The sequence below is a fragment of the Streptomyces sp. NBC_00988 genome, assembly GCF_045162645.1.
Lineage (GTDB): Bacteria > Actinomycetota > Actinomycetes > Streptomycetales > Streptomycetaceae > Streptomyces.
In genome coordinates this window covers 8,085,574-8,108,411 of the sequence record NZ_CP108730.1, presented here as the reverse complement: position 1 = coordinate 8,108,411, position 22,838 = coordinate 8,085,574, and the positions used below count along the sequence as shown (strand labels likewise).

General features: G+C 68.6%; 19 protein-coding genes and 1 pseudogene. 7 read left to right on the top strand and 13 right to left on the bottom strand.

Annotated elements, in window-relative coordinates:
• Nucleotides 1–256: 256 nt before the first annotated feature.
• The 3 genes from OG496_RS37435 to OG496_RS37425 are packed head-to-tail and all read right to left on the bottom strand — an operon-like array spanning nucleotide 257 to nucleotide 1,452.
• Complete coding sequence (locus OG496_RS37435; protein ID WP_405974016.1) at nucleotides 257–577, bottom strand: hypothetical protein; 321 nt, start codon at nucleotides 575–577, stop codon at nucleotides 257–259.
• Nucleotides 578–581: 4 nt separating this feature from the next.
• On the bottom strand, nucleotides 582–902 hold the full coding sequence (locus tag OG496_RS37430) for a hypothetical protein (RefSeq protein WP_405974015.1): 321 nt from the start codon (nucleotides 900–902) through the stop codon (nucleotides 582–584).
• Nucleotides 892–1,452, bottom strand: a complete 561-nt coding sequence (locus OG496_RS37425; RefSeq protein WP_405974014.1) for a bifunctional DNA primase/polymerase — start codon at nucleotides 1,450–1,452, stop codon at nucleotides 892–894. The genes OG496_RS37430 and OG496_RS37425 overlap by 11 nt, the downstream gene beginning before the upstream one ends.
• A gap of 405 nt (nucleotides 1,453–1,857) precedes the next feature.
• Between OG496_RS37425 and OG496_RS37420 the strand changes: the two genes are divergently transcribed.
• Nucleotides 1,858–3,105, top strand: coding sequence for a hypothetical protein (locus OG496_RS37420; RefSeq protein WP_405974013.1), 1,248 nt, complete (start codon nucleotides 1,858–1,860; stop codon nucleotides 3,103–3,105).
• 22 nt (nucleotides 3,106–3,127) lie between these two features.
• On the opposite strand, the gene OG496_RS37415 is transcribed toward OG496_RS37420, so the two are convergent.
• Together OG496_RS37415 and OG496_RS37410 are read right to left on the bottom strand one after the other, a co-directional pair.
• Complete coding sequence (locus tag OG496_RS37415; protein WP_405974012.1) at nucleotides 3,128–4,024, bottom strand: phosphotransferase family protein; 897 nt, start codon at nucleotides 4,022–4,024, stop codon at nucleotides 3,128–3,130.
• 67 nt (nucleotides 4,025–4,091) lie between these two features.
• Nucleotides 4,092–4,571 carry a hypothetical protein gene (locus OG496_RS37410; RefSeq protein WP_366098268.1) on the bottom strand — a complete coding sequence of 160 codons (480 nt, stop codon included), beginning with the start codon at nucleotides 4,569–4,571 and terminating at the stop codon, nucleotides 4,092–4,094.
• Nucleotides 4,572–4,967: 396 nt separating this feature from the next.
• Between OG496_RS37410 and OG496_RS37405 the strand changes: the two genes are divergently transcribed.
• On the top strand, nucleotides 4,968–5,633 hold the full coding sequence (locus OG496_RS37405) for a hypothetical protein (protein WP_405974011.1): 666 nt from the start codon (nucleotides 4,968–4,970) through the stop codon (nucleotides 5,631–5,633).
• Between the two features lie 138 nt (nucleotides 5,634–5,771).
• On the opposite strand, the gene OG496_RS37400 is transcribed toward OG496_RS37405, so the two are convergent.
• From OG496_RS37400 to OG496_RS37380, 5 genes are all read right to left on the bottom strand, one after another.
• On the bottom strand, nucleotides 5,772–5,999 hold the full coding sequence (locus OG496_RS37400) for a hypothetical protein (RefSeq protein WP_366489882.1): 228 nt from the start codon (nucleotides 5,997–5,999) through the stop codon (nucleotides 5,772–5,774).
• A 199-nt stretch (nucleotides 6,000–6,198) separates the two neighbouring features.
• Nucleotides 6,199–6,783, bottom strand: a complete 585-nt coding sequence (locus tag OG496_RS37395) for a lamin tail domain-containing protein (RefSeq protein WP_405974010.1) — start codon at nucleotides 6,781–6,783, stop codon at nucleotides 6,199–6,201.
• 329 nt (nucleotides 6,784–7,112) lie between these two features.
• A complete protein-coding gene (locus tag OG496_RS37390; protein ID WP_405974009.1) occupies nucleotides 7,113–8,561 on the bottom strand; it encodes a glycoside hydrolase family 16 protein in 1,449 nt (482 codons plus the stop codon).
• Nucleotides 8,562–8,693: 132 nt separating this feature from the next.
• Entirely contained in the window at nucleotides 8,694–8,960 is a 267-nt protein-coding gene (locus OG496_RS37385; protein WP_405974008.1) for a hypothetical protein, read from the bottom strand.
• Nucleotides 8,961–9,017: 57 nt separating this feature from the next.
• Complete coding sequence (locus tag OG496_RS37380) at nucleotides 9,018–10,709, bottom strand: chitinase (RefSeq protein ID WP_405974007.1); 1,692 nt, start codon at nucleotides 10,707–10,709, stop codon at nucleotides 9,018–9,020.
• Between the two features lie 253 nt (nucleotides 10,710–10,962).
• Between OG496_RS37380 and OG496_RS37375 the strand changes: the two genes are divergently transcribed.
• On the top strand, nucleotides 10,963–12,309 hold the full coding sequence (locus OG496_RS37375; RefSeq protein ID WP_405974006.1) for an acyltransferase: 1,347 nt from the start codon (nucleotides 10,963–10,965) through the stop codon (nucleotides 12,307–12,309).
• Between the two features lie 254 nt (nucleotides 12,310–12,563).
• A pseudogene (locus tag OG496_RS37370) lies at nucleotides 12,564–13,567 on the top strand (IS5 family transposase).
• Between the two features lie 19 nt (nucleotides 13,568–13,586).
• Here OG496_RS37370 and OG496_RS37365 read toward each other — a convergent pair.
• Complete coding sequence (locus OG496_RS37365) at nucleotides 13,587–15,968, bottom strand: endonuclease/exonuclease/phosphatase family protein (protein WP_405976791.1); 2,382 nt, start codon at nucleotides 15,966–15,968, stop codon at nucleotides 13,587–13,589.
• A 400-nt stretch (nucleotides 15,969–16,368) separates the two neighbouring features.
• Between OG496_RS37365 and OG496_RS37360 the strand changes: the two genes are divergently transcribed.
• The gene (locus OG496_RS37360; protein ID WP_405974005.1) at nucleotides 16,369–18,234 is read left to right on the top strand and encodes a beta-ketoacyl-[acyl-carrier-protein] synthase family protein; all 1,866 of its coding nucleotides are present in this window, start codon (nucleotides 16,369–16,371) and stop codon (nucleotides 18,232–18,234) included.
• Nucleotides 18,235–19,145: 911 nt separating this feature from the next.
• On the opposite strand, the gene OG496_RS37355 is transcribed toward OG496_RS37360, so the two are convergent.
• The gene (locus OG496_RS37355) at nucleotides 19,146–20,189 is read right to left on the bottom strand and encodes a Ku protein (RefSeq protein ID WP_405974004.1); all 1,044 of its coding nucleotides are present in this window, start codon (nucleotides 20,187–20,189) and stop codon (nucleotides 19,146–19,148) included.
• Nucleotides 20,190–20,258: 69 nt separating this feature from the next.
• Between OG496_RS37355 and ligD the strand changes: the two genes are divergently transcribed.
• Nucleotides 20,259–21,140: a non-homologous end-joining DNA ligase gene (gene ligD / locus OG496_RS37350; RefSeq protein WP_405974003.1), complete on the top strand. Its 882-nt coding sequence runs from the start codon at nucleotides 20,259–20,261 to the stop codon at nucleotides 21,138–21,140.
• Nucleotides 21,141–21,431: 291 nt separating this feature from the next.
• On the opposite strand, the gene OG496_RS37345 is transcribed toward ligD, so the two are convergent.
• Complete coding sequence (locus tag OG496_RS37345; protein WP_399387210.1) at nucleotides 21,432–22,235, bottom strand: nuclease-related domain-containing protein; 804 nt, start codon at nucleotides 22,233–22,235, stop codon at nucleotides 21,432–21,434.
• A 96-nt stretch (nucleotides 22,236–22,331) separates the two neighbouring features.
• On the opposite strand from OG496_RS37345, the gene OG496_RS37340 reads away from it, so the two are divergent.
• A complete protein-coding gene (locus tag OG496_RS37340) occupies nucleotides 22,332–22,838 on the top strand; it encodes a dual specificity protein phosphatase family protein (RefSeq protein WP_405974002.1) in 507 nt (168 codons plus the stop codon).

Here is a 22,838-nt window from a genome sequence, read left to right as displayed (position 1 = left end):
CGGCACCAAGTCCGAAGCAGGCCGCACCACAACCGCACCAGATCAAGCGGGGAACAACGGGGAATTGGGGTGAAAGTAGCTGAGCCTGACGGGCCCGCTCTACGGCCGTTCGCACAGGTCAGCGCCTCAGCAGCCCACAAATGACCGCAGCTTCCCAAGGTCATGTAGCCGTTGTCCTGCCGTTCGTCCGGGCTGCGGCGCTGGGGCGCCGGTCCCGGCCGAGCGGCAGGACAACCAAGCGCCACCGAGCAGCGGTTCATGCCGCAGGAGCTTCCCGAGGCGAGAGGCGAGGCGCCTTCTTCGTCATGTCACTCGACTCCGCAGCAAGCCCGGCCGCAATCAACCTAGTTAGCAACTCGGCTGCTTCAGGCCGAACGGTCCCGAGCTGCACGATCCCGTCACCGAAGACGTTCACATCGGCCACTAGGCCGGTGAAGTCGGAGTCCAGGCCGAGCAACACGAGCTGATCAGCCAGGGTGCCGGCGCCTCGCCGTGCGCGGTTCCAGCCGCGTACATAGGGCACGCCAGGTGACAAGTTCTCGGCTCGTTTGGCCACCACTCCGCGCCGGTCGGTCATGGCGTCAGGCCCTTCCCTCGTGTTCTTCGGCAATGGGCGATCCGTGACTTCCGTCGTTTCCGTCTCGGCGGTATCCGCTTGCCAGCGCCAGGCGAAGGAGTTCTGCGAGGCGCTCGGCCGTGGCGGGGGACACTCGGCCCAAGTCGACGAGACCGTGCCCGAAGGCGTTCACGTCCGCGCGCAGGTAGGGGAAGTCTTTTTCCAGGCCGGCGCGAACAAGGACGTCTCGCAATGCGGTGGTCGCGTCTCGGGCCGCGTACCAGCCGTCGCTGTCGAGAGGCGACCACGCGGCAGCGTCGCGCCCGTGGGTCGGCTCATCCGGCATCTGTGGTCGTCTCCTCAGGGAGGGCAACGACCGCTGAGTAGGGCGTCGGGTACTCCTCGTCGAAGCGGTCCATCCGTGCCAGGAGTTCCGCGGAGGCGACCAGAACGGTTGCGAGGGCGACCGGGCGCCGCGGATTGGCTTCCGGTCGGCGGGTAGGTGCGCGAAGCCATTGGTAGCGGTCCTCGGACAGAGGGATGGCTCCGGGGACGACGATGGCGCAGCCGTGGTCGAGATACCGATACGGCGGTGGCGATGACGTTTCGCGTTCGAGGTAGTACGTGAAGACCTCGCGGCCCTGCGAGCCCAGAAAGAACCCGACTCGCTGCGCCCTGCGGTCGACGACCGCCGGCCCGAACAGCATCCCATTTCGTCGAAGACGGTCGAACATCTCCAACCCGAGACGCTGGTCCACGCTCAGCACGTCGAAAAAGCGGCCGGTCGAGAGCGCGCAGGGCCTTCGGGGATCGTCCGCCCACACTTGCCGACACTCGGCGGGATCGTCCGCTGCGGCGGAGAGCCACTCCATGCCACTTCTGGTCATCCTCTGCACGTCATCTCACCTCGGTCAGAACCCAGTTGCGGCCGCAACGCCGCCTGGTGTCCAGACTCAGGGGCACCACCCTGGTGAGGGCAGATGACGAGAGGTGACGGGGGATGACACGTCCCGAGTGCACGCGTCATCCCCCGTCACGGGTCAACAACCCGCGAACTCCGGTTACTTGCAGCGCGCACCGGTGAACAGCGCGTACATTCGGTCGAGAAGCCAAAGAATCGCGTGCCCCAGAAGTCGCACCCATGTACAAGTGGGGAGGGAACGGTCACGTCTTCGCTGGAGCCGATCAGCGTTCACTTACGGCAAGCCCGTGTCGGTCGCGGCTGGAGTCAGCCGCGGTTGGTGCGGGAGTTGCGTCAGGTTGCGCTCCGCCGTGGCCACCAACTTCCGTCGGACGCCAGCGTGAAGCGTCGTATCGCCAGTTGGGAGAACGGGCACAGCACGCCGGACGACTTCTACGGTCCGCTTCTGTGTGAGGCGTACGGCCTCAGCGCCGCCGAGTTGGGGCTGAACCACGAGGGCGAGCGAGACACCGGACTCCTCGACGCCAGATATCCGGCGAGCCCCGAAGGTGCCATCGAGACCGTCGGCCTGCTGTGGCGCGCTGATCTGAACCGGTACGAGCCCCTGTTACAGGCCGAGCCGTCCGAGCCCGCGTGGAACGAAGCCTCGCTTCGGTGGCTGGTCGCACCCGAACCGGCCGTTCCTCGGCAACATCGGGATGGAATGCGCGTCGGTTTCGGAGACGTGGCCGCCATCAAGACCACCGCGGACATGTTCGCCGAGTTGGACGACCGTTTCGGTGGCGACCACGCTCGGCATGCTGCTGTCCAATACCTCAGCACCGAAGTGACACCGCTCCTGCGCGGGCAGTACACCGAGCAGGTCGGGCGGGCCCTGTTCTCCACCGTGGCGGAGGCAACTCTCCTGGCCGGTTGGATGTCGTACGACGCCTGCCGCCATGGCTTGGCACAGCGGTACTTCCTCCAGGCCCTCCGACTGGCCCAGGACGCCAACGACCGCCGCCTTGCCGGAAGCATCCTGTCCGCCATGAGTCATCAGGCGACGTTCCTCGGCCGCTACACGCAGGCCGCGACACTCGCTCGGGCCGCCCTCATGGGCATCTCCCCCGTGGCTACTCCGACCCTGCGCGCCCAGTTCCACGTAATGGAGGCCCGCGCTCTTGCCCGGACTGGCGACGTAGGCGCCTGCGAAGCCGCTTTGAGCGCAGCCACGAGGGCGCTTGAGAGCCGTAACAGCGACGACGAGCCGGAATGGATCAGCTACTTCGACGAGACCGAGCTTGCCGCCGAAGCTGCGCACTGCTTCCGTGACGTCAACAGCGCCCGGCAGGCCGTCTCTCACGCCGAGAACGCCATGAGCGGCAATCACGTACGGAGCGACTTCTTCGCGACCATGGTTCTCGCCGATGCGCACCTACGTGCCGGCGATGTCGAGGAGGCGTGCAGGGTGGCACTCGATGCGCTGGACCTCGGCGAACAGCTCAAGTCAGCCCGATGTGTCAGCTACCTCGCCGAGTTTCGGCAGGGTCTCGCCGCCGTCGGCAACACCACGGAAGCGCGAGCCTTCACGGAGCAAGTCGGAGAGCACAGACTCTGGGTGGCTTCCGAGGCTCACGTCAGCGTCTGACTCCCGTGTGTAGAGCCGCCGCTCAGAACGGGCCCCACTCGTCTCGCCCCTCGCCCGTACGCAGTGACCGCACGCGCCGCGCGAACTCCGCCGCGGAACGCTCACTGCCCGCGACCTGGTGGCCGAGCCAGGACACCATCATCAGCTCGCGGACATCCGCCAAGGTCTCATACCCAGGCCAGTTCATCAGGTCGAAGCCATACCGGTGTACGAACTCGGCGTACTCAGCCTTCGTGTGCCAGCCGTACCGGTCATAGAACATTGCGGTCTGGATCAGATCCCACTCGCGCGGCGCCAACGCGAAGCCGTCGAGGTCGATGAGTACCGCGTGACCGTCCCGGTGGCGGAGCACGTTGCCGATGCTCGCGTCCCCGTGGATCATCCCGAAGGGGAGGACGAAGTCCAGCCGGTCGTAGTCCTTGTGGAGCTTTGCGGCACGGTCCTCCAGGAACGTGCGGTCTTCCTCCGTGACGCCATCCATCCGCCTCAGGGAGGCCGACAGATTCGCGAACGGATCAAAGTACGGGAGTCTCAGGGACTCAGGCTCCTCAAGCCAGTGAAGTCGGCGCAGCAGGTCGGCCAACTCGCCCACCGTGGCGTACTCCTCGTGCTCCTGGACGCTCTCCCAGAAGCTCACGACCCGACCGCCGACCACGAGCGGCTGCGTGATGCCCGTCGGCACCCGAGTAGCCGGAAGGTCTTCCGCCTCCAGCCACCGCGCAACCCGTACCGCCCGCTCCATGTCCTCCAGGACGTCGAGGTCACGAGCAACGCGAACAATGATCGGTGACTTCGATAAGCGGTACACGGCGTTGGAGCCGAGCCGCAGCAACTCGGCTCCCGAGGCGTCGAGCCCCACGGTTCGGCAAGCCTCTTTGACCACTGCGCCCGTAGTCTCCGCCGTGAACTCCGCCGCCATGCCCGAGGCCTCCAGTCGCCTGGTTCGATTCGTTGATCACGATGCACCCCTGTTTGGGTGCCCCGGCTCACTCAGTTCTGGAGATGTCGTGGCTCAGCGCGTCGAGCGCCAGCCGCGAGTTCCCATCAGACAACTGGACTCCAAGCCGGTCCTCCAGTGCCTGCTTCACGTCGCCAACGTTCTCTGACCAGTACCGCACCTGCCACCCGACCATGCGGTCCAGGAACTTCAGGGGCTTGTTTCCGAAAGACCACCCGTCGGCGATGGCACATCGACCGGCGTAGATGCGCTCAAAGCACCAGAGGACCGTGAAGTAGGAGTTGCGGACACGTGGGAGATCGTCATCGGTGATGCGGCCACCGTCGTACACGAGGGTGCCGAGGTCTTCGCGTGCCCTTGCAACGTCCCCGCTGGTGAGATCAATGTGCAGGTCGCGAGCCAGCTTGAAGTCCTCTGCCCGACGCTGCCTCCGATACGCGGCTACCGCGGTGACTAGTGCGAAGAGCGACACCACAGCAGTGACCCCCGTCCACACGTCCGCGCTCAACCTTCCTCCCCTGCACCCGGTTGACGTGATCGACCATACGGGCCGCCCGAGACTCGTGACAGGCCGCCCACGTAATAGGGGCGTAATGACCTTGGTCAGCAGGCATCTTGGATGCCGCTCCCCCGCAGGTCAGGCCCACAAAAGCGGCACGGTCTCACCTGGGCTCCGGAGCCGTGTGCGCAGGTTCGAATCCTGCCGGGGGCACCTTGATTAGGTGCCCAAAGACCCCGCCGTCAGCGCGTCAGCTGAGGACGGGGTCTTCGCGTATGTGCGGGCGGGTGCGGCCCGTGGTGGTCACGTGGCAGGGTCTGTGGACAAGGGGTGGGCAGGATCTTGGGGCAGTGCCGCGGGTTGGGGTGATCAACGCCGTCATCAGGCGTCGGCCGCGGGCAGAGGATGGACGAGTTGGGGGATCTCGTGGATGTGACCACGCTTGCCGTCGCGGTCATCAGTGTCGGAGGGACATTGGGCGGAACTCTGGGCGGGACGCTGCTCAGCCAGCGTGCCAACCGGGAGCAGGACCGGCGTGCTGATCGTGAGCGGGAGCAGGAGCGTCACGAGCATGCGATACAGACCCGGCGAGATCTCTACGCCCGTCTGAACACCACCGCTCGCGCTTACCGGGTCGCTGCGCGAGACGCCGTAGAAGCCTCCCAACGCGGTGAGAGTGTCGACCCGGCGCTTCTCGACGCCGCCAAGGAAGCTTGGGCCGACGAGTATTCGCAGGCTCAGATGGCGCTGGCGAGGGACGTCCTGGACGTGGCCTCGGCTCTCAACAGGGCGCTTGGAGTCGGGTATTCGGTCGTCAGGCAGCTGCCCAGCAGCCCCGACCTCAACGGTGCTTGTCAGCGGGCGAGAACATGGTTCAGTGAGCCGTTGTCCGACGGTGTGTATCTGCTGCGGGTCACGTTGCGGCACGACCTCGGCGTCGAGACCGAACCCCACTTCGAGCAGACCCGTCTGCAGATGCTCGCCACGCTCGACGGTGCGCGCGACGACCTCGCGCGTCTACTCGCCGCAGAGCGGGCCCAGGTCGCCGGACCGGTTGGCGGGACTCGGTAGGCGCGCCGCAGAGAGGTGGAGTGGATCGGGAATCCGCCCGTTGCTCGCGTCGTCCGTCGACTCGCCCGTCTCTCCAGCGCCGGTCGTCGCCAACCCCAACAGCTCGGCCGAATCACCCAGTTGGCTACGCGGTCTCACCTACTTGTCCGCCCGGTAAAGCTTGATGTCCTTGTTCACGAACAGGTGGACGTAGCCGCAGCGCCAGCAGATCAGGCCGGTGGCGTTCTCGTCGGCCCAGGCCAGGTTCATGAACTCCATGCCGGTGCTGTTGAGGAGGATGCCCCGTTCGCGGAACAGATCTCCTTGGCAGACCTGGCACTTGAGCCAGATGTCTCCCAGTGCTGCGCGTACCGGCTTCTTCGCCATCGTGTGAAAGCCCCCGTCCCTGCCGTGTGGTCGGGACGAGGCTACCCACCTGGGCCGTTGGCGCGAACGGGTGGGCAGGGCAGCCGTGTTCGCGCCTCTCCGGCGCAGACGTGAGCGGCGCGCCGCCCCTGGCAGGGGAAGCGCGCCGCCGGAATTACGTCACCGCCTGGGCGTCATGACGTCGTAGTGCAGGTGGTGATCAGTGGTGGCCGCCGCCCCCGTGACCGCCACCACCGTTGTGACCGCCGCCACCGTTGTGACCGCCACCGCCGTGGCCGCCGCCGTTGTGACCGCCGCCGCCGTGCCCGCCCCCGTGGTTGCCCCAGGACGTGTCGTCCACGAGGCGGCGGTGGTCGTTGCGGAGGGTGGCGGTGTCGGAGCGGTTGTCCCAGGTGTAGTTGTGGCGGTCCTGGTAGAGGTCGCGGTTGGTGTCGCGGCCGACACCGGTGTGGACGCGGACGGTGGCGCGGCCGTCCAGGCGGTAGTGGTGGAAGGTGTAGGTCTGGCCGTCCTTGTTCGACAGCTTCCAGCCGTCGAGGTTGACGGCGCTGCGGGTGTGGTTGGTGATCTCCACCCACTCGTTGTTCAGGGAGCGGTTGGAGCGGTCCTCCGGTCCCGGAGAGTCGTACTGCACGCGGCTGATCTCCACGCTCGGCCGGGCCGCGTGGTCGGCCGCGGTCGCCGGCAGTGCCGCCGCGCCGACGAGAGCGCCGGCAGCCAGAGCGGCTGCGGCCAGACGGCGGACGGACACGGAAGGTGAAGAGGTCACGGGTTCCCCCAGCATGGTGCGGGCACTTCCCCGGATACGGCTACGGCCGGATCCCGGGCTGTGCGGTGTGCGGGTGGCGGCCTGTTGGCCGCACACCCACACCTTCTCCACCGGGCGGACGGGATATGAGCGATACGTGAATCGTGTTACGAGTCGGTCGTATTTCCGTGACTGTCGGCTGTACCGTCCATTTATGTGCGTGATGCACCAGGTTGACGCCCTGGCTGGGCGACGGACCTAGTGCGCGCTGGACCGGGTTCCGCCTTCGCCACGGTGCGCCACCCCAGGCCCGCCGGGAGCGTCACCCGAAAGTGGGTAACGGCGGGCCTCCCACCTGCGCATCGTTACTGGTAGTAACAGTACTTCGCCGTTCCTGATGCCGGGTCACCGAACACCGTGTTGGTGCAGGGGGTGCCGCCCGCGAAACTGCCGTAGAAGTACTGGCCGTTCGCCCCGTACGCCACCTCGTGGGTGCCGGAGAAGGAACAGGTTCCGTTCTCCGCCGCGCATGTCGTCCAGGTCGCGAACGACGGGGGCGGCGATACGACGTAGCAAGTCTTCGCCGTGCCTGGGATCGGGTCGCCGAAGACCGCGTTGGTGCACGGGGTGCCGGCCGGCAGCGTGGCGTAGCGGTACGAACCGGCGGCGCCGTACGCGACCGTCATCACGCCGGAGAACGAGCAGGTGTTGTTCTCGGACGCGCACGCGGACCAGATGTTGGTTGCCGGGGGTGCTGATTCCGCGTAGCAGGACTTCACCACCCCCGAGGTCGGGTCGCCAAAGATGGCCGTAGTGCAGGGAGTTGAGCCGGTCGCCGTCGTGTAGTTGAAGCGGCCGTTCGCTCCGAAGGCCACCGCCGAGGTGCCGTTGAGTGTGCAGGTGCCGTTCTCCGCCGCGCACTGGGGCCAAGTGCCGGGCAGGGCTTGGGTGGTGGAGCCTGTGGCGCTTCCCGTTGTGGTGTACGCCGCTACGTAGTCGACGCTCAGGGTGCCGCCCGATGTCGTCGAGCCGGACGGTGTTGTGCAGCCGCAGGCCGCGTCGGGGAACGTGCCGCCCATCGCCAGGTCCAGGATGATCGACTGGTTGTGGTCGAAGGCGGCCTGCCAGGTGGCGGTGCCCACTTGGGCCTCGGAGACCGAGTAGTAGGCGCTGCCGTCCAGGTAGAACGTGATCGTCTCCGCCGATGTGTTGGTGCGGTCGAGGATCATCGAGTACGTGTGGAAGCCGCTCTGGCAGCCGGAGCAGGCGCGCAGGCCGCTGCTGATTCCGGCGCCCTCGTTGCAGGGGCCGCCCGGTGAGGTGCCGCAGTGGATCGTGCCGGCCACGTCGGAGAGGGCGTTGACGTCCTCCATGATGTCGATCTCGCCGTTCTCCGGCCACTGGCCCGGGCCCAGCATCCAGAACGCGGGCCAGTAGCCCAACCCGCTTGAGGGGCTGGGCTGTTGGATGGAGGCGGCGACCTCCAGCTTGCCGCCGGCCGGTGCGCCCACGTTCGCGGTCGGGGTCTGGATCCGGCCCGAGGTCCACGAACTGCCGGAGCCCAGGGCGGTGATGTCCAGGTTGCCGTTGCCGTCGAGGTGGGTGTTGGCGGTGGAGTCGGTCATCGTCTCGATCTCACCGGTCCCGAAGCTGGAGCCCGGGCCGGTGTCGAACTTCCAGTTGGCCGACGAAGGGGCCGATCCCGCCGAGCCGTTGAAGTCGTCGGTGAAGACGGTGGACCAGCCGGAGGGGGCTCCGGGGTCGGCGGCCAGCGCGGGCTGGGCGGTCGTGGTGCCGTAGAGCAGGGCGACCACCGGGGCCAGGGTCGCCAGCCAGACCAGACGTCTCGACCTCGATCTCGATCTCGACCTACGTCCGGTGGCGTGCGCGGCCTTTCCTCTCAACTTCGATCTGAACATCGTCCGGCCTTCCTCGTGAGGAGTGCGTTACTGGACGTAACAGGACTTGCTCGTTCCGGAGATCGGGTCTCCGAAGACCGTGTTCGTGCACGGGGTGCCACCCGTGTAACTGCCGTAGGAGTACTGGCCGTTGGCACCGAAGGCGACCTCGTGGGTGCCGGTGAAGGTGCAGGTGCCGGCCTCCGCGGCGCAGGTCGTCCAGGTCGTGGTGGTCGGGGGTGGGCCGGTGAGGTAGCAGGACGTGGAGCGGCGGGAGTCGACGGCCGGTGGATCGAAACCGATTGAAACGTTCAATCCACCGGCCAACTGAAGGGAGATCAAGAGCAGTTGGTATCGACTCCGGATGTACGGCTACTGCACGTAGCAGGACTTCGCCGTGCCCGACACCGGGTCGCCGAAGACCCCGTTGCTGCACCCGGTCGACCCGGACACGGACCGGTACACGTACCGCCCCGCCGCGCCGTACGCCACCTCGTGGGTGCCGGAGAAGGTGCAAGTCCCGTCTTCCGCCGCGCAGTTGGTCCACGTGGCGAAGGACGGCGGTGCGCCGATCAGGTAGCAGGACTTGGCGGTGTTGGCGGCCGGGTCGCCGAACACGGCGTTGGTGCACGCCGTACCGCCGGGCAGGGTCGCGTAGTTGAACGAGCTGCCGGCGCCGTAGGCCACCGTCATCACGCCGGAGAAGGCGCAGGTGCCGCCCTCGGCGGCGCAGGAGGTCCAGACGTTGGTGGCGGGCGGGGCGCTCTGGCCGTAGCAGGACTTGGCGGTGCCGGAGATCGGGTCGCCGAAGACCGCGTTGGTGCAGGGCGTGGAGCCGGTCTCCGTCGCGTAGTTGAACCTGCCGCTCGCGCCGTAGGCGACGGCCGTCGTGCCGCTGACCGCGCAGGTGCCGTTCTCGCTCGCGCACTGGGCCCAAGTCCCGGGCAGGGACTGCACAGTTGAGCCGGTGTCCCCGCCACCACTGCTGCTGCCGGAGGTGAAGGCCTGGAAGATACGGGCGAAGTCACCGGAGTTCTGGCTGACGCCGCTGCATGTGCTCTGGGCCGAAGTCGAGCCCGCGCAGCCGCCGTTGTCGCGGTTCTGCGACCAGTACGACGTCAGGGCGATCCCCCGAGAGGCGTCGAAGGCCTCGACGCTGCGGGCGTTGTCCAGGGTGAAGACCTCGCCCGCGCTGTCGTTCTGGCCGATCATCGGGGTGTTGCCGAGCTTGGCGTACGCGGCGGAGGTGGAGATGCCGAAGGCGCTCGCGACCTGGCCGGCCGCCGCGTCCACGGACGTGTTGGCCGCGTTGCCCATGTCGGTGCCCGAGGAGCCGTAGTCCATGGTCATCAGGTTGACGACGTCCGGGGTGAAGCCGTTGGAGCGCGCGTTGTTGAGGACGTTCAGGCCGTCGCCCGACAGGCCGCTGGGGAGGGCGGGGAGGGTGACGGAGATCGACAGTGCGCGGCCGCTGCTGGCGGCCCAAGTGCGCACCTGGGCAAGGGCCTTGTCGCGGCGGTCGATGCCGGAGGAGTTGGTGAGGGACGCCGACTCGATGTCGAAGTCGACGTGCGAGAGGTTGAAGGTGGTGATGACGCTCTCGATCTGCGCTGCCGCCGCCTCCGGGCTGGAGCAGGAGTCGCCGATCTCGGTGAGCGCGGTGTCGGAGGTGTAGCCGCCGAAGGACACGGAGACGTCGCCGCCCAGGCCGCGGATGCCGTCGATCTGCGACTGGAGGGCGGACTGGCCCGGCACCTGCCACTGACAGCCGGGGCCGTCGACGAACGCGGCGGTGAAGAACTTGGTGCCGTAGTTGTTGGCCACATCGGTGAGGGAAACGTTTCCCGAGCCCGCGTCGAAGTACGGCGCGAAGACGTGGGCGGGCCAGGCGTTCGGGGCGGAGGCCGCCAACGCGGGGGCCGCCGCGGTGAGACCGGCGGCCGCGAGGGCTCCGGTCAGCAGGGCGGCGGAGAAGAGGGAGCGGGACAGGGAACGGGGCACGGAACGGGAGAGAGAACAGGCGAAGGAACGGGCGAGGGAACGGGATCTCGATCGGGTACGCATGCGCGACCTCCACGGGGGACGGGGGGTGAATCGATTCAATCCCTGCGCGATATTGGTGCAGACCAATTCGCTGTGTGGGCTCAGAGAAGCAGCGTTGACAGGGGCGAGTCAAGGCAAGGGCGGGTCAAGAGACTTGTGGGGCGACGGCGGGTCGGCCGCGGATCGACGGCGGGTGTCGTGACGGGCACGGATTGGTTGCGGGACGGCGCCACTCCCCCGCAACTGCCGCCCACCGGCGGCACCATGGCGTCCCATGGGGGACTTGAGCGGGGGCAGCGGGGGCCGGGATCGCTACGTCGGCTTCCTGCGGGCGTGGGCGATCGTGCTGGTGGTGTTCGGGCACTGGCTGATCACCGGGCTGGTGCGGGATCCCAACGGGGTGATCACCGCACCGGAGTTGCTCGCCACCGCGCCCTGGACCCAGTGGCTCACCCTGGGTTTCCAGATCATGCCGCTGTTCTTCCTGGCCGGCGGGCACGCGGCCGGCGGATCCTGGGCACGGGCCCGCAACGAAGGCCGTACGGCGACCGGTTGGGTGGGGCAGCGGGCGCTACGGCTGCTGCTGCCGGCCGGGGTGTACAGCGGGCTGGTGCTGGTCGCCGTCGCGATCTGCTCGGCGGTCGGCGTGGACCCCGGCATCCTCGCCCTCGTCGGGTGGGCGATGGCCATGCAGTTCTGGTTCCTGCCGGTGTATCTGCTGCTCAGCGCGGCAACTCCCGTGCTGCACGCGGCACATCGGCGGTGGGGGCTGCGGGTTCCGGTGGTGATGGGGGTGGTCGCGCTCGGCGCCGACGCACTCGTCGTCACCCTGCACACGCCCTTCGTAGGACTGCTCAACTACGTGCTCGTGTGGGGCGTCGCCTATCAACTGGGCTTCTGCTGGCGGGACATGCTGCTCACCGAACGGTCCGCCCTCCCCGCCTGCATGGCCGCTGGCGGCGCGGTCGCCTTCGCCGCGCTGGTCGCGTTCGGGCCCTTCCCGGTGAGTCTGATCCTGGTGACCGGGCAGAGTCCCAGCAACACCAATCCCCCGTCCGCCGCCATGCTGGCCTGGGCGGTCGGCCAGGTCGGCCAGGTCGGGCTGGCGCTGCTGCTCGCGCCCGTGCTGCGGCGGCTGTTGGCGCGCGAGCAACTCTGGGGACTGGTAAGGCCGTTGGGCGGCGCCAGTATGACGCTCTACCTGTGGCACATGATGCCGGTGCTGATCGTCGCCGCCGCCTTCTATCTCACCGGGCTCGCGCCCGAACCAGCCTACGGGTCCGGGAGTTGGTGGGCGCTGCGGGTGCCCTGGCTGGCCGTGCTCGGGGTCGTGCTGGTGGGGGTCGTAGCGGGGCTGCGGCCGTTGGAGCGTGGACTCGCGGTGGTGTACGAGCGGACGCGGCCGGGTGATCTGCCGCTTGAACTCCCGCGTCGGCCTTGGGCGTTGTGGGGCGGGATGGCGGCGAGTGTGTGTGCGCTGATCTGGTTCGCCGGGCATGGGTTCGCCTATGGCGGGCGGTTCCCGGTGCTGCCCGCGTTGGGGCTGGCCGTAGGGGTCGGACTGGTCATGGGGACGGGGCGGAGTGTGGCGGACCGGGGCGTGCGCCTTACGTCTGCGTAGCTTGTGTTGTCTTGCGAGTGCGGGTGCGTTGGGGCTGGTCGCGCCCGCGCGGCGGAGCCGCACATGTCACAGCCCCGCGCCCTTTGGGGGTTGCCCTGCCCGGGACCGGGAGGCGGTCGGTCAGGGTGATGGGGCGGAACGGCTCACGCCGTTCCGCCCCATCACCCCTCAACAGCGCTAGGGCCTGTGTGATGTCGTGATCAATCGTGCCGATCTGGATCCGTCTGGAACGCGGATCCGGTAGGAAGGCGTTCGTGACGCGCAGGCAACTCAGCGACGAGCAGTGGCAGTTGATCGAACCGTTCCTGCCGATAGGCGATTACGGTCCGTACCCTGAGCGGCTGCGTAAGCAGTTCGAGGGGGTGATCTGGCGGTTCCGCACCAGCAGCCAGTGGCGGGAGATGCCGGGCGAGTTCGGCCCATGGCCGACGGTCTACGGCCGCTTCCGCGTCTGGAGGGACGCCGGCGTCTTCACCGCATTACTGGAAGGCATGATCGCTGAGGCCGCCCGGCAGGAGCAGGCCGACTTGTCCCTGGTCAGCGTGGACTCCACCACCGTCCGTGCCCACCACGACGCCGCCGGGATGCGCATCGGCAAGGAAGTCATGGACGCCCTCGAGGAAGCCGCCGCCGACCAGGAACGGGCCCGGCAAAAGGGGGCGGCCCGCCGGAACAGAACGGACAGGACGGACGCGACGCCCCCGGCCGGGAAGAACTGCGGCACCTCAGGCGACGGCGCAAGCTCCGTCTGAAGGAAGCCCTGCTCGGCAGGTCCCGAGGCGGGCTGACGAGCAAGATTCATCTCGCTGCGGACCGCAAGTGCCGTCCCTTGTCGTTCGTCCTGACCGCGGGACAGGCTGCTGACAGCCCGCAATTCGCCCCCGTGCTGCAGAAGGTGCGGGTCCGTCTGCCGGTCGGCCGTCCCCGAACCCGGCCCGGGGCTGTCGCCGCGGACAAGGCCTACTCATCCCGCGCCAACCGCTCCTACCTGCGCAAACGCAGCATCAAGGCCGTCATCCCGGAGAAGAAGGACCAGGCCGCCAACCGGAAGAGGAAAGGCAGCCGGGGCGGCCGGCCCACAGGTCACGACGCCGATCTCTACAAGGAACGGAACACCGTCGAGCGCCTGATCAACAAGCTGAAGGCCTGGCGGGGCATCGCGACTCGATACGACAAGACGCCCGAGAGCTATCTCGCCGGCCTCCACCTCCGCGCCTCGATGATCTGGATCAACGACCTGCTGCAAGCAACCGCTTGATCACGACATCACACAGGCCCTAGTGCCTACGGCACTTCGACAGGTCGATCCGGACGATCTGCGGGTCGTGGTCGCTCGCCTGGTCCGCGAACTCCGCGTTGATGTGGACGACGTCGTAGTTGAAGGACGTCACCGCGGGGCTGGTCAGGATGTGGTCCAGGGTCTGGGAGTTGCCGTCGTAGACGTAGGTGTAGCGCTCGGCGGCGGGGAGGGTGGTGATCAGGGGCTTGAGTACCTTGTCGGCCGTCAGGGTGGTCACCGTCTGGGAGAACTCGTAGTCGTTCAGGTCGCCGAGGACGACCGCCTTGGCGTTCTTGTCCGCCGCCAGCAGGGACTTGACGAAGGTGTTGACCTCCGCCGCCTGGGCCGCGCGCTGAGTCTCCGAGCTGCGGGCCGGGGGCTGGTAGCGGCCGTGGATCGGCTGGTCGCCGCCCTTGGAGATGAAGTGGTTGGCGATCACGAAGACCTGCTCACCCTGGAAGGTGAACTCGCCGACCAGCGGCTTGCGGCTGTCCTCCCAGGCCGCGTTGGCCGGGTCGATACGGCCCGGGGAGTAGGTGAGTTCGACGCCCTTGCGGGTCTTCACCACGCTGGTGGCCGTGGTCGCGTCGCCGCCCGGGTGGTCGGTGAAGGAGACCCGCTTGGGGTTGAAGAGGAAGACCTGGCGGATGTTGCCGCCGGGCTCGCCGCCGTCCTGGTTGTTGGTCGGCGAGATGTAGCGCCACTTGTACGCCGGGCCGCCGGCCGCGCGGACCGCGTCCGTGAAGCGCTTCAGGGTTCCCTCGGCCGTCACCGTGCCGTCGTTCGTCGCGCCGTTGTCGTCCTGGATCTCCTCCAGGGCCACGATGTCGGGCGAGTTGAGGTTGACCGCGACGCCCTCGGCGAGCCGGTCGAACTTCTCCTGGGTGTCGAGCGCGTCCAGGTTCTCCACGTTGTACGTGGCGACCGCGAGCTCGTCCTTCTTCTGACGGCGGGTCACTTCTTGCTTCAGGCCCTTGTCGACGAGGGTGCCGAGCTGGGTGGCCTGGACGTTGTAGCCGCCGTAGGTGGAGTAGTCGAGGGGGCCGGTCGTGACACCTGACAGTTCGTCACCGACGTTGGCCGCGGGGAAGGTTGAGGTGGTGTCGAGCGACATCACCTCGATGCGGCCGGTGTTGGGCTGGTCGTACGACGAGTACAGGGTGCCGCCGCGTGCCGTGGCGTTCACGTCCGGCTTCACGGTGACCCACAGCTCGCCGTACGCGTCGCTCGCGCCGACCACGCGGGCGTCGGCGAAGGTGACCCGCATGCCCTCCAGGGACTCGTAGAAGTCCTGGGCGTAGACGGTGGGTTGGAGCGCGAGGGACTCGATGCTGCCGCCGGACGCGGTCGGGATGTAGGCGTCGGGGACCGAGGTCGCGTCCAGCGTCACGGCGTCCGGCAGGGCGTTGCCGCTGGAGAGGACCGTGGTGGTCGGGCCGCCGATCTCGGTGTTCGACTGGCTGGTGCTGCTCGGGTAGTACTCGCTGACCTTGCCGGTGACCAGGACCGAATCGCCCACCGCCACCGTGGGCTTGGCGGAACCGGTGTAGACGAACACGGCCTCGCTGGTGCGCGGGTCGGTGTCGGGCGTGGGGTCCTGGATCCAGTAGCCGAGGGAGCCGCTGCTGCGGACGCCGGTGACGATGCCGGGGACGCGGGTGACCGTCTGGCCGGCGTACGGCGAGAGGCGGGTCGTGCCCTGGATGTCGTGGACGCGGACGGTGCCGGGGTCGGTGGGCGAGCCGCCGTCGCCACCGCCGCCGTCGCCCGAACCGGGCGTCTGGCCCGCCGAGTTGACCGGGGACGGGGTACCGGCGGTGAAGTCGGCCGCGTTGTCGTCGGTGTCGGCGAGCGAGTCGGCGCGGGCGACCGCGGCCGTGTTGGAGGCGCCGGTGGCCGGGCCGCTGCCCTCGCGGACGACCGCGGTGCCGTAGCCCGCGAGGTCGACGATGCTCGGGTCGGCCGCGCAGTCCGCGGCGGTCTTGCAGGTCAGCGCGGTAGTGCCGGAGACCAGGGCGATCGTGCCGGAGGTGGCGCTCATGGCGATCGAGCCGGTGGCGTCGGTGGTGGGCAGCGCGGTCGTGCCGCCGCTGCCGGTGCCCTCGCCGACCAGGTAGCGGGCGCCGGGGGCGATCGCGCCGGTGAGGGCGGTGACCTGCCAGGTGGAGCCGGAGGACGGCGTACCGGGCAGGTACTGGACGCTGTAGCCCGACAGGTCGTAGGCCGCCGAACCGGCGTTGCCGAGTTCGACGAAGTCCCGGGTCAGGGTGGCTCCCGAGTTGCCCCCGCCGCCGTACACCTCCGCAACGACCGCCGAGGCGGAGGGAGTTGCGGACGCGGTGGGCAGGGCGGTGAAGGCGAACGCTCCCGCCGCGCCCACCGAGACGATCGCTTGGGCGGTGCGGCGGGCGCGGGGTCTGCGCCCTTCAGGTCTGGACACGCTGGCGGTCTCCTCGTGCTTCGTGTAGCTGCCGATACCGGGTGCCTGTGGGGAGTCGGCTCAAGTTACGCGCGTAGAAAGGGAGTTGCCAGAGGGCCTCGCGTTAAATCCAGGGAACAAGTGAGTACGGGGACGACTGCGACGGCCGCGAAAGTGATGTTCCACACATAACCCCGGTGATCAACTGGACAACTCGCCTCATTTCAGCGGACCTTGAGAGCTCCCGGGGCGTAACAGGTTCATCTTTCAACCGTGGCTTTTTCCGGTTTGGTCCAGTTCACTCGGGATGGTTTGCCGTAGGGCATAAGTCCGTTCAGTCCCCAGGAAGCGTGTGCGAGATATGTCCAATTCATCCGATTCGTCGCAAGTCCCCTTCGCTCCCCACCCGGTGACCACCGCCGAGGTCATCCCGGGCGACCTGATCGCCCTGACCCCGGCCGACGCCGAACGCGCCTGCTGGTACGTCGTCACCCACACCCTCCCCGAGACCCCCGAGACGATCCGCGTCACCCTGCGCCCACCGCTCGGCGGCACGGACCACGCCGAGGTGCTCGGCCGCGACCGCCGGGTGATCAGCGGGTGCCGGCGACTGGACGTCGGGGCGGTGCCGCGACTCGTCTCCGACGACCTCGCGTCCGTCGGGTTCCGGGAGGGCGACCGGGTGAGTTCGTTGCGGGTGGTGGATCCGGGGGCGGACGAGGTGTCGTACGTGCGGCGGTGGGGGGTGTGGCACCGGGATCTGGACGGGGGGTCGGGGGACGACGTTCTGACCGATGCGGAGGTTCGGGGGTGGGGTGGTTCGGGGGCCGGCTCCGAGATGGCGGGTGCTGATGTGGAGGCACCGGGGGCTGGTGCGCGGGGCGGTGCGGAAACGCCGGGGGCCGGTGTGGGGGGCGGTGGCGAGTTCGTCGTACGGCATCATCCGCGGCCGGAGCGGGTGGCGGCCGCGGGTGGGCCGCGGCGGGTCGTGGTCACCGGGCTGGGGGCCGTGACGCCGCTCGGGGTCGGGGTCGACGAGTTGTGGCGGGGGCTGCTCGACGGGCGGCACGGGATACGGGAGCTGGACGGCGAGGAGTTCGCGGAGCTGCCGGTGCGGGTGGCCGGGACCGTACCCGTCGATCCGATGGAGCTGCTGCCGCGGCAGGCGGCGCGGCGGATGAACCGGGCCGCGCAGTTCGCGGTGCTGGCCGCGCGGGAGGCGTGGGACGACGCCGGGTTCGTGGCGGGCGGCACGCGGGAGAGCGGGCTCGATCCCGAACGGGTCGGGGTCAGCCTCGGCGCGATCCTCGGGGACGCGTCCGTGCTCGTCGGCGGCGACCGCAAGCTGCGGGACAAGGGGCCGCGCGGCGTCTCGCCGCTCACCACGCCCATGACCGTTCCGTCGCAGGCCGCGTCCCAGGTCTCCCTCGACCTGCACATCACCGGCGAGGCCCGCACGGTCACCGCGGCGTGTGCCTCCGGCACGGAGGCGATCGGGGCGGCCATCGACCGCATACGGTACGGCCGTGTCGACATCGCCCTCGCGGGCGGGGCCGAGGCGGTCGTCACGCCGGCGATCATGGCGTCGTTCGCGGCGATGCGGGCGTTGTCCACGCGGGGGCTGGCGGACGGTTCGTCGCCGTCACGGCCGTTCGGCAGGGACCGGGACGGGTTCGTGAACGGGGAGGGCGCGGGGGTGCTCGTCCTGGAGGCCGAGGAACACGCACGCGCGCGTGGAGCGCGGATCCACTGCGAGGCGGCCGGGTGGGGGCTGTCCGCCGACGCGCACCACATGGCGGCGCCGGATCCGTCCGGCGCCGGGGTCGCACTCGCCGTGCGGCGGGCGGTGCGGGACGCGGGCGGGCATGTCGCTGACGTCGTCCATGTGAACGCGCATGCGACGGCGACGGTGGAGGGGGATCTTGCCGAGGCGGGGGCGTTGCGGGCGGTGTTCGGTCGCAGAAACGTTCCTGTCACGGCGATCAAGGGGCATCTCGGGCATCTGCAGGGGGCTGCGGGTGGGGTGGAGGCTGTGGCGACGGTGCTTGCGTTGCATCACGGGGTGGTGCCGGCGACGTTGGGGGCGGCGGGTGAGCTGGACGACTCGATCGGGCTGGATGTGGTGATGGGGGCTCGGCGGGAGTTGCCCGGGGCCGGGGATCTCGCGTTGAGCAACTCGTTCGGGTTCGGGGGGCACAACGCGGTGTTGGCGTTGCGGCGGGTGTAGCGCTTCACGGAGTTGGCGAGGGGGTTGCGGCTTGGGCTGGTTGCTTGCGGGGGGGGCTTCGTTGCCGGGGTCTTTGCGTGGATCCTTGCCGTGGTCTCTTCGCGGGCGTGGGGGTGGTGGTGGGTGCGGGGCGCCACGCGAGGGTCGGCAAAGAGGCCGTGACTCAGGCCGGGTGCTTGCCGGGGGGCTTGATTGCCGGGGTCTTTGCCAGGGTTTCTTCGCGGTCGTGGTGAGCTTGGTGGCGGTTGTGGTGGTGGGCAGGGTGACTCTGGGCGGGGACCGGCGAGGAAGCTGCAACTCAAGCCGATCGCTTGCCGGGAGCCGCCTTCCTCGCCGGAGGCTTTTGTCGTCGCGGTCAACTTCGTGGCCGTGCAGGTGGGTTGGGTCGCGTTGCACGGGAACCCGCGAGGAAGTTGCGGCCCAAGTCACTCGCATACCGGGAGCCGCCCTCCTCGCCGAAGGCTCTCATCGGCGCAGTCAACTTCGCTGCCGTGCAGGTGGGTTGGGTCGCGCACCGCAGGAATCCGCAAGGAAGCTGCGGCCCAAGTCACTCGCTTGCAGAGAGCCGCCCTCCTCGCCGAAGGCTGTCACCGGCGCGGTCAACTTCGCTGCCGTGCCAGTGAGTTGGATAGCGCTGCGCGGGAATCCGCAAGGAAGCTGCAGCCCAAGCCACTCGCTTGCAGAGAGAGCCGCCTCCTTCGCCGGAGACTCGCATCGGCACGGCCAACTTCGCTGCCGTATCGGTGGGTTGGGTAGCGCTGCGCAGGGATACACAAGGAAGGTGCGGCCCAAGCCGATCGCCTGCCGGGAGCTGCCCTCTTCACCGGAGGCTTTTGTCGTCGCGGTCAACTTCGTTGCCGTGCCAGCGAGTTGGGGTAGAGCTCCGCGGGAACTCGCAAGGAAGGTGCGGCTCAAGCCGATCGCTTGCGGGGAGTTGCCTTCTTTGCTGGGGTCTTCTTTGCGGTCGCGGTGGACTTCGTGGCTGTTGTCTTTTTGGTTGTGCGTGTCGGCTTCTTCGCCGGGGACTCGGACTGGGACTTCTTCGCCGTTGTTGTTTTCTTTGTTGCCGTGGAGGTCGACTTCTTGCCGGGGGCCTGTTTGGGGGTTGCCCGGGGGGAGATACGTCTGACCTCGGCCTTTGTCTGTGTTTGCTTGGCTTCCGGTTCCTCGCCTCGGGACTCCTTTGCCTCTCGGACGCTTTTCTCCAGGGCCGCCATCAGGTCCAGGACCTTCGCGCCGGGGGTCGGGGACGGGGTCGTCGCGGGTTGTTCGCCGGAGGCCTTCGCGGTGATCATTTCCTCGACCGCCTCGCGGTAGTCGTCGTGGAGATCCGCGAGGTCGACCTCGCCCAGCGTGTCCATCAGGGCGTCCGCGAGGTCGAGTTCCTTGTCGCGGACGGTGACGTTCGTGTCGGGGGCGACGCCCTCGGGGACGCGGATCTCGTCCGGCCAGAGCAGGCCGTGCATGGCGATCACGTCGTCGACCACGCGCAGCATGCCGAGGCGTTCGCGGCCTCGTAGCGCGTACTTCGCGATGGCCACCTTCTGGCTGCGCTTCAGCGCCTCGCGCAACAGGGTGTACGGCTTGGCCGCGGGGACGCCGTTCGCGGAGAGGTAGTACGCCGCGTCCATCTGGAGCGGGTCGATCCGGTCGGCCGGCACGAACGCCACGATCTCGATCGTCTTCGCCGTCGGGATCGGCAGCTGTGCCAGATCCTCGTCCGTGATCGGGATCATCGTGCCGTCCGCGTCCTCGTACGCCTTGCCGATCTCGGCCTGGGCGACCTCACGGTCCTCCAGTTCGCAGACCTTGCGGTAACGGATGCGGCCGCCGTCCTCCGTGTGGATCTGACGGAAGGAGACGGAGTGGCTCTCGGTCGCGTTCACCAGCTTGATCGGGATGCTGACCAGGCCGAAGGATATGGCGCCGTTCCATATGGATCGCACCTGCCGCACCCGCCTTCCGTTTTCGGTTCACGCCGGACTCGCGTCCGGTTCATCATGTTTTCGTGGGATTCTCATCGTATGACGCCGATCACAGAGGTGGACGGGCGAAGGGTCGCGCTCAGCAATCTGGACAAGGTGCTGTACCCGGCGACCGGCTTCACCAAGGGCGAGGTCCTGCACTACTACGCGACCACCGCCGAGGTTCTGCTGCCCCATCTGCGCGACCGGCCTGTGTCCTTTCTGCGGTATCCGGACGGGCCTGACGGCCAGGTCTTCTTCACCAAGAACGTGCCGCCCGGTACGCCCGACTGGGTCACCACCGCGGAGGTGCCCCGGTCGGAGGGGCCGGCCCGGATGGTGCTGGTGCAGGATCTGGCGTCCTTGATGTGGGCGGCGAATCTTGTCACCGAGTTCCATACGCCGCAGTGGGTGATCGGGGCGCCCGGCCTTGCCGACCGGCTCGTCTTCGATCTCGATCCCGGGGCGCCTGCGACCGTCGTGGAGTGCTGCGAGGTTGCGGTGTGGCTGCGGGAGCGGCTGGCGGCGGATGGGATCGAGGCGTACGTCAAGACGTCCGGGGCGAAGGGGCTGCATCTGTTGGCGGGGGTGGCGCCGGTGTCTTCCGAGCGGGCCGTCGAGTACGCGAAGGCGTTGGCCGTGGAGGCGGAGGCGGCTCTGCCTCGGCTTGTCGTGCATCGGATGACGCGGAGTCTGCGGGTGGGGAAGGTGTTCGTCGACTGGAGTCAGAACGCCGCGCGGAAGACCACGGCCGCGCCCTACACGTTGCGGGCACGGGCGGTGGAGTGCGTGTCGGCGCCGGTGACGTGGGAGGAGGTGTCGATGTGCAGGGAACCGGATCAACTTGCTTTCACGGCGAGGGAGTTGGAGGCACGGCTGCTTGAGTACGGCGATCTGCTGAAGCCGTTGCTCGACGCCGGACGAGCGGGAGCCCTGCCTTGACGAGGGTTACGTAGGGATACGCCTGGCTCTCTTCAAGTGGACGTTGGGCCGCCCGCTTCTTGGCCAGTGTCGGGCTTCCACGGCCCGAGTAAAGGGCGCTCCCTACGGTCGCGTCGGCTACGCCGATTCCGCTGCGCTCCACCCTTGACTCGGGCCGCTCCAGCCCGTTGGAGAAGCGAGCGGGCGGCCCAACGTCCACTTGAAAACACACGCGACGAACTCGCCCCAAGACGGTGCCGACAACTCCGCCGCACGGGCCGATGATGCGCACCCGCTCCGAAGAGGCTCGCCTCAAACCCTCCCCCACGTATGCCGGTCCCTCGCCATCGCATGCAACGCCTCCACATCCGCCGGCTTCAACACCCCGCCCGTCCTTGCCAGTCCGGACAGTTCCGTGTCCTGGAGTACGCGCACCTCGCGCAGTGGAGTCGTCATCCTGATGTCCGCCGGGCCGGACAGGGCGAGGACCGGGTGGACCTCGGCCGTCAGCGCGTACGACGCTCGGGCCGCGTCGGAGCGGGCTCGGCGGAGGAGGGGGAGGGGGTCTCGGCGGCCCAGGGTGATCATGGGGTCGGTGATCTGGACGCGTTGTTTGCGGGCGTAGAGCGTGTGCAGGGCGAAGAGGCCGCCGGGGCCGATCAGCAGATGGTGGAGGCGGTCGCCGCCGGGGAGGGGGATGGAGTGGAGGGCGTGCCAGCCCGCGCCGTCCAGGGCGTCCAGGGCTTCGCCTACCGCTTGTTCCGCGGTCAGGGCTCGGCGGCGGGGGTCGGGTCGGAGGCGGTGTTGGGGGCCCGGGTCGCGGTCGAGGGCCACGTGGAGGGCCTCGCCTGGACGGTTGGGAGCCAGGTCGTCGTCGGGGTGGAGGGTCAGGCGGGCCAGTTCCGCCGGGGTCGGCACCGGGGGTGGGCCCACCGTGACCGGGCCGGTGAGGAAGGGGCCGAGGGCGTGCAGGACGTCCTCTCTGCGGTCCTCGCTCAGCAGGTTGATCCGGGCCGCCTCCCTGTCGTACCAGGCGACGTTCCTTCCGTCGGTGTGACAGACGTACAGCCGTTCCTGACCATGGCGCCAGGTCGGTATGACGCGCAGTCCGCTCATGCACCATCACCCCTCGACCATGGGAACAGGCGGGGTGCTCAAGGGGCAAGAACCCGGTTACCTTTGGGTCAGTCGCTGGGGCTTGGGGAGGCGCCGTTGCGGACGCGCAGGAAGCAACCCGACGTACCCGCTCCGGACAGTCCGTGGAGCGAGATCACGCCCGGTCTGTGGATGGGCGGACACGAGTTCAGGGGGCGGTCGGGGCAACTGGAGTTCGCGGTGGTGCGGGACGAGTTCGATCTCGTGCAGACGCTGCTACGGCTGCCCGGGCACGGGCCCGACACCGGCGTCGAGCACCATGTGTGGCCGATTCCGGACGGGCCGCTCGACGGGACACAGCTGGCCGGCGTGATGCGGCTGGCCGTCGCCGCCTGCGACGCGCTGGACGAGGGGCGGAAGGTCCTCGTCCGCTGCTACCACGGTTACAACAGGTCGGGCCTGGTCATCGCCCACGCGCTGGTCCGCCGCGGGTACTCCACCGACGAGGCGATACGGCTGATCCGCTCCCGCCGCTCCCCGTGGGCCCTCCACAACGAACTGTTCGTCGAGTACCTGCGGACAGGACTCTCCACGGCCCGGCTGCTGGAGGAGCTGGCCGAGTAA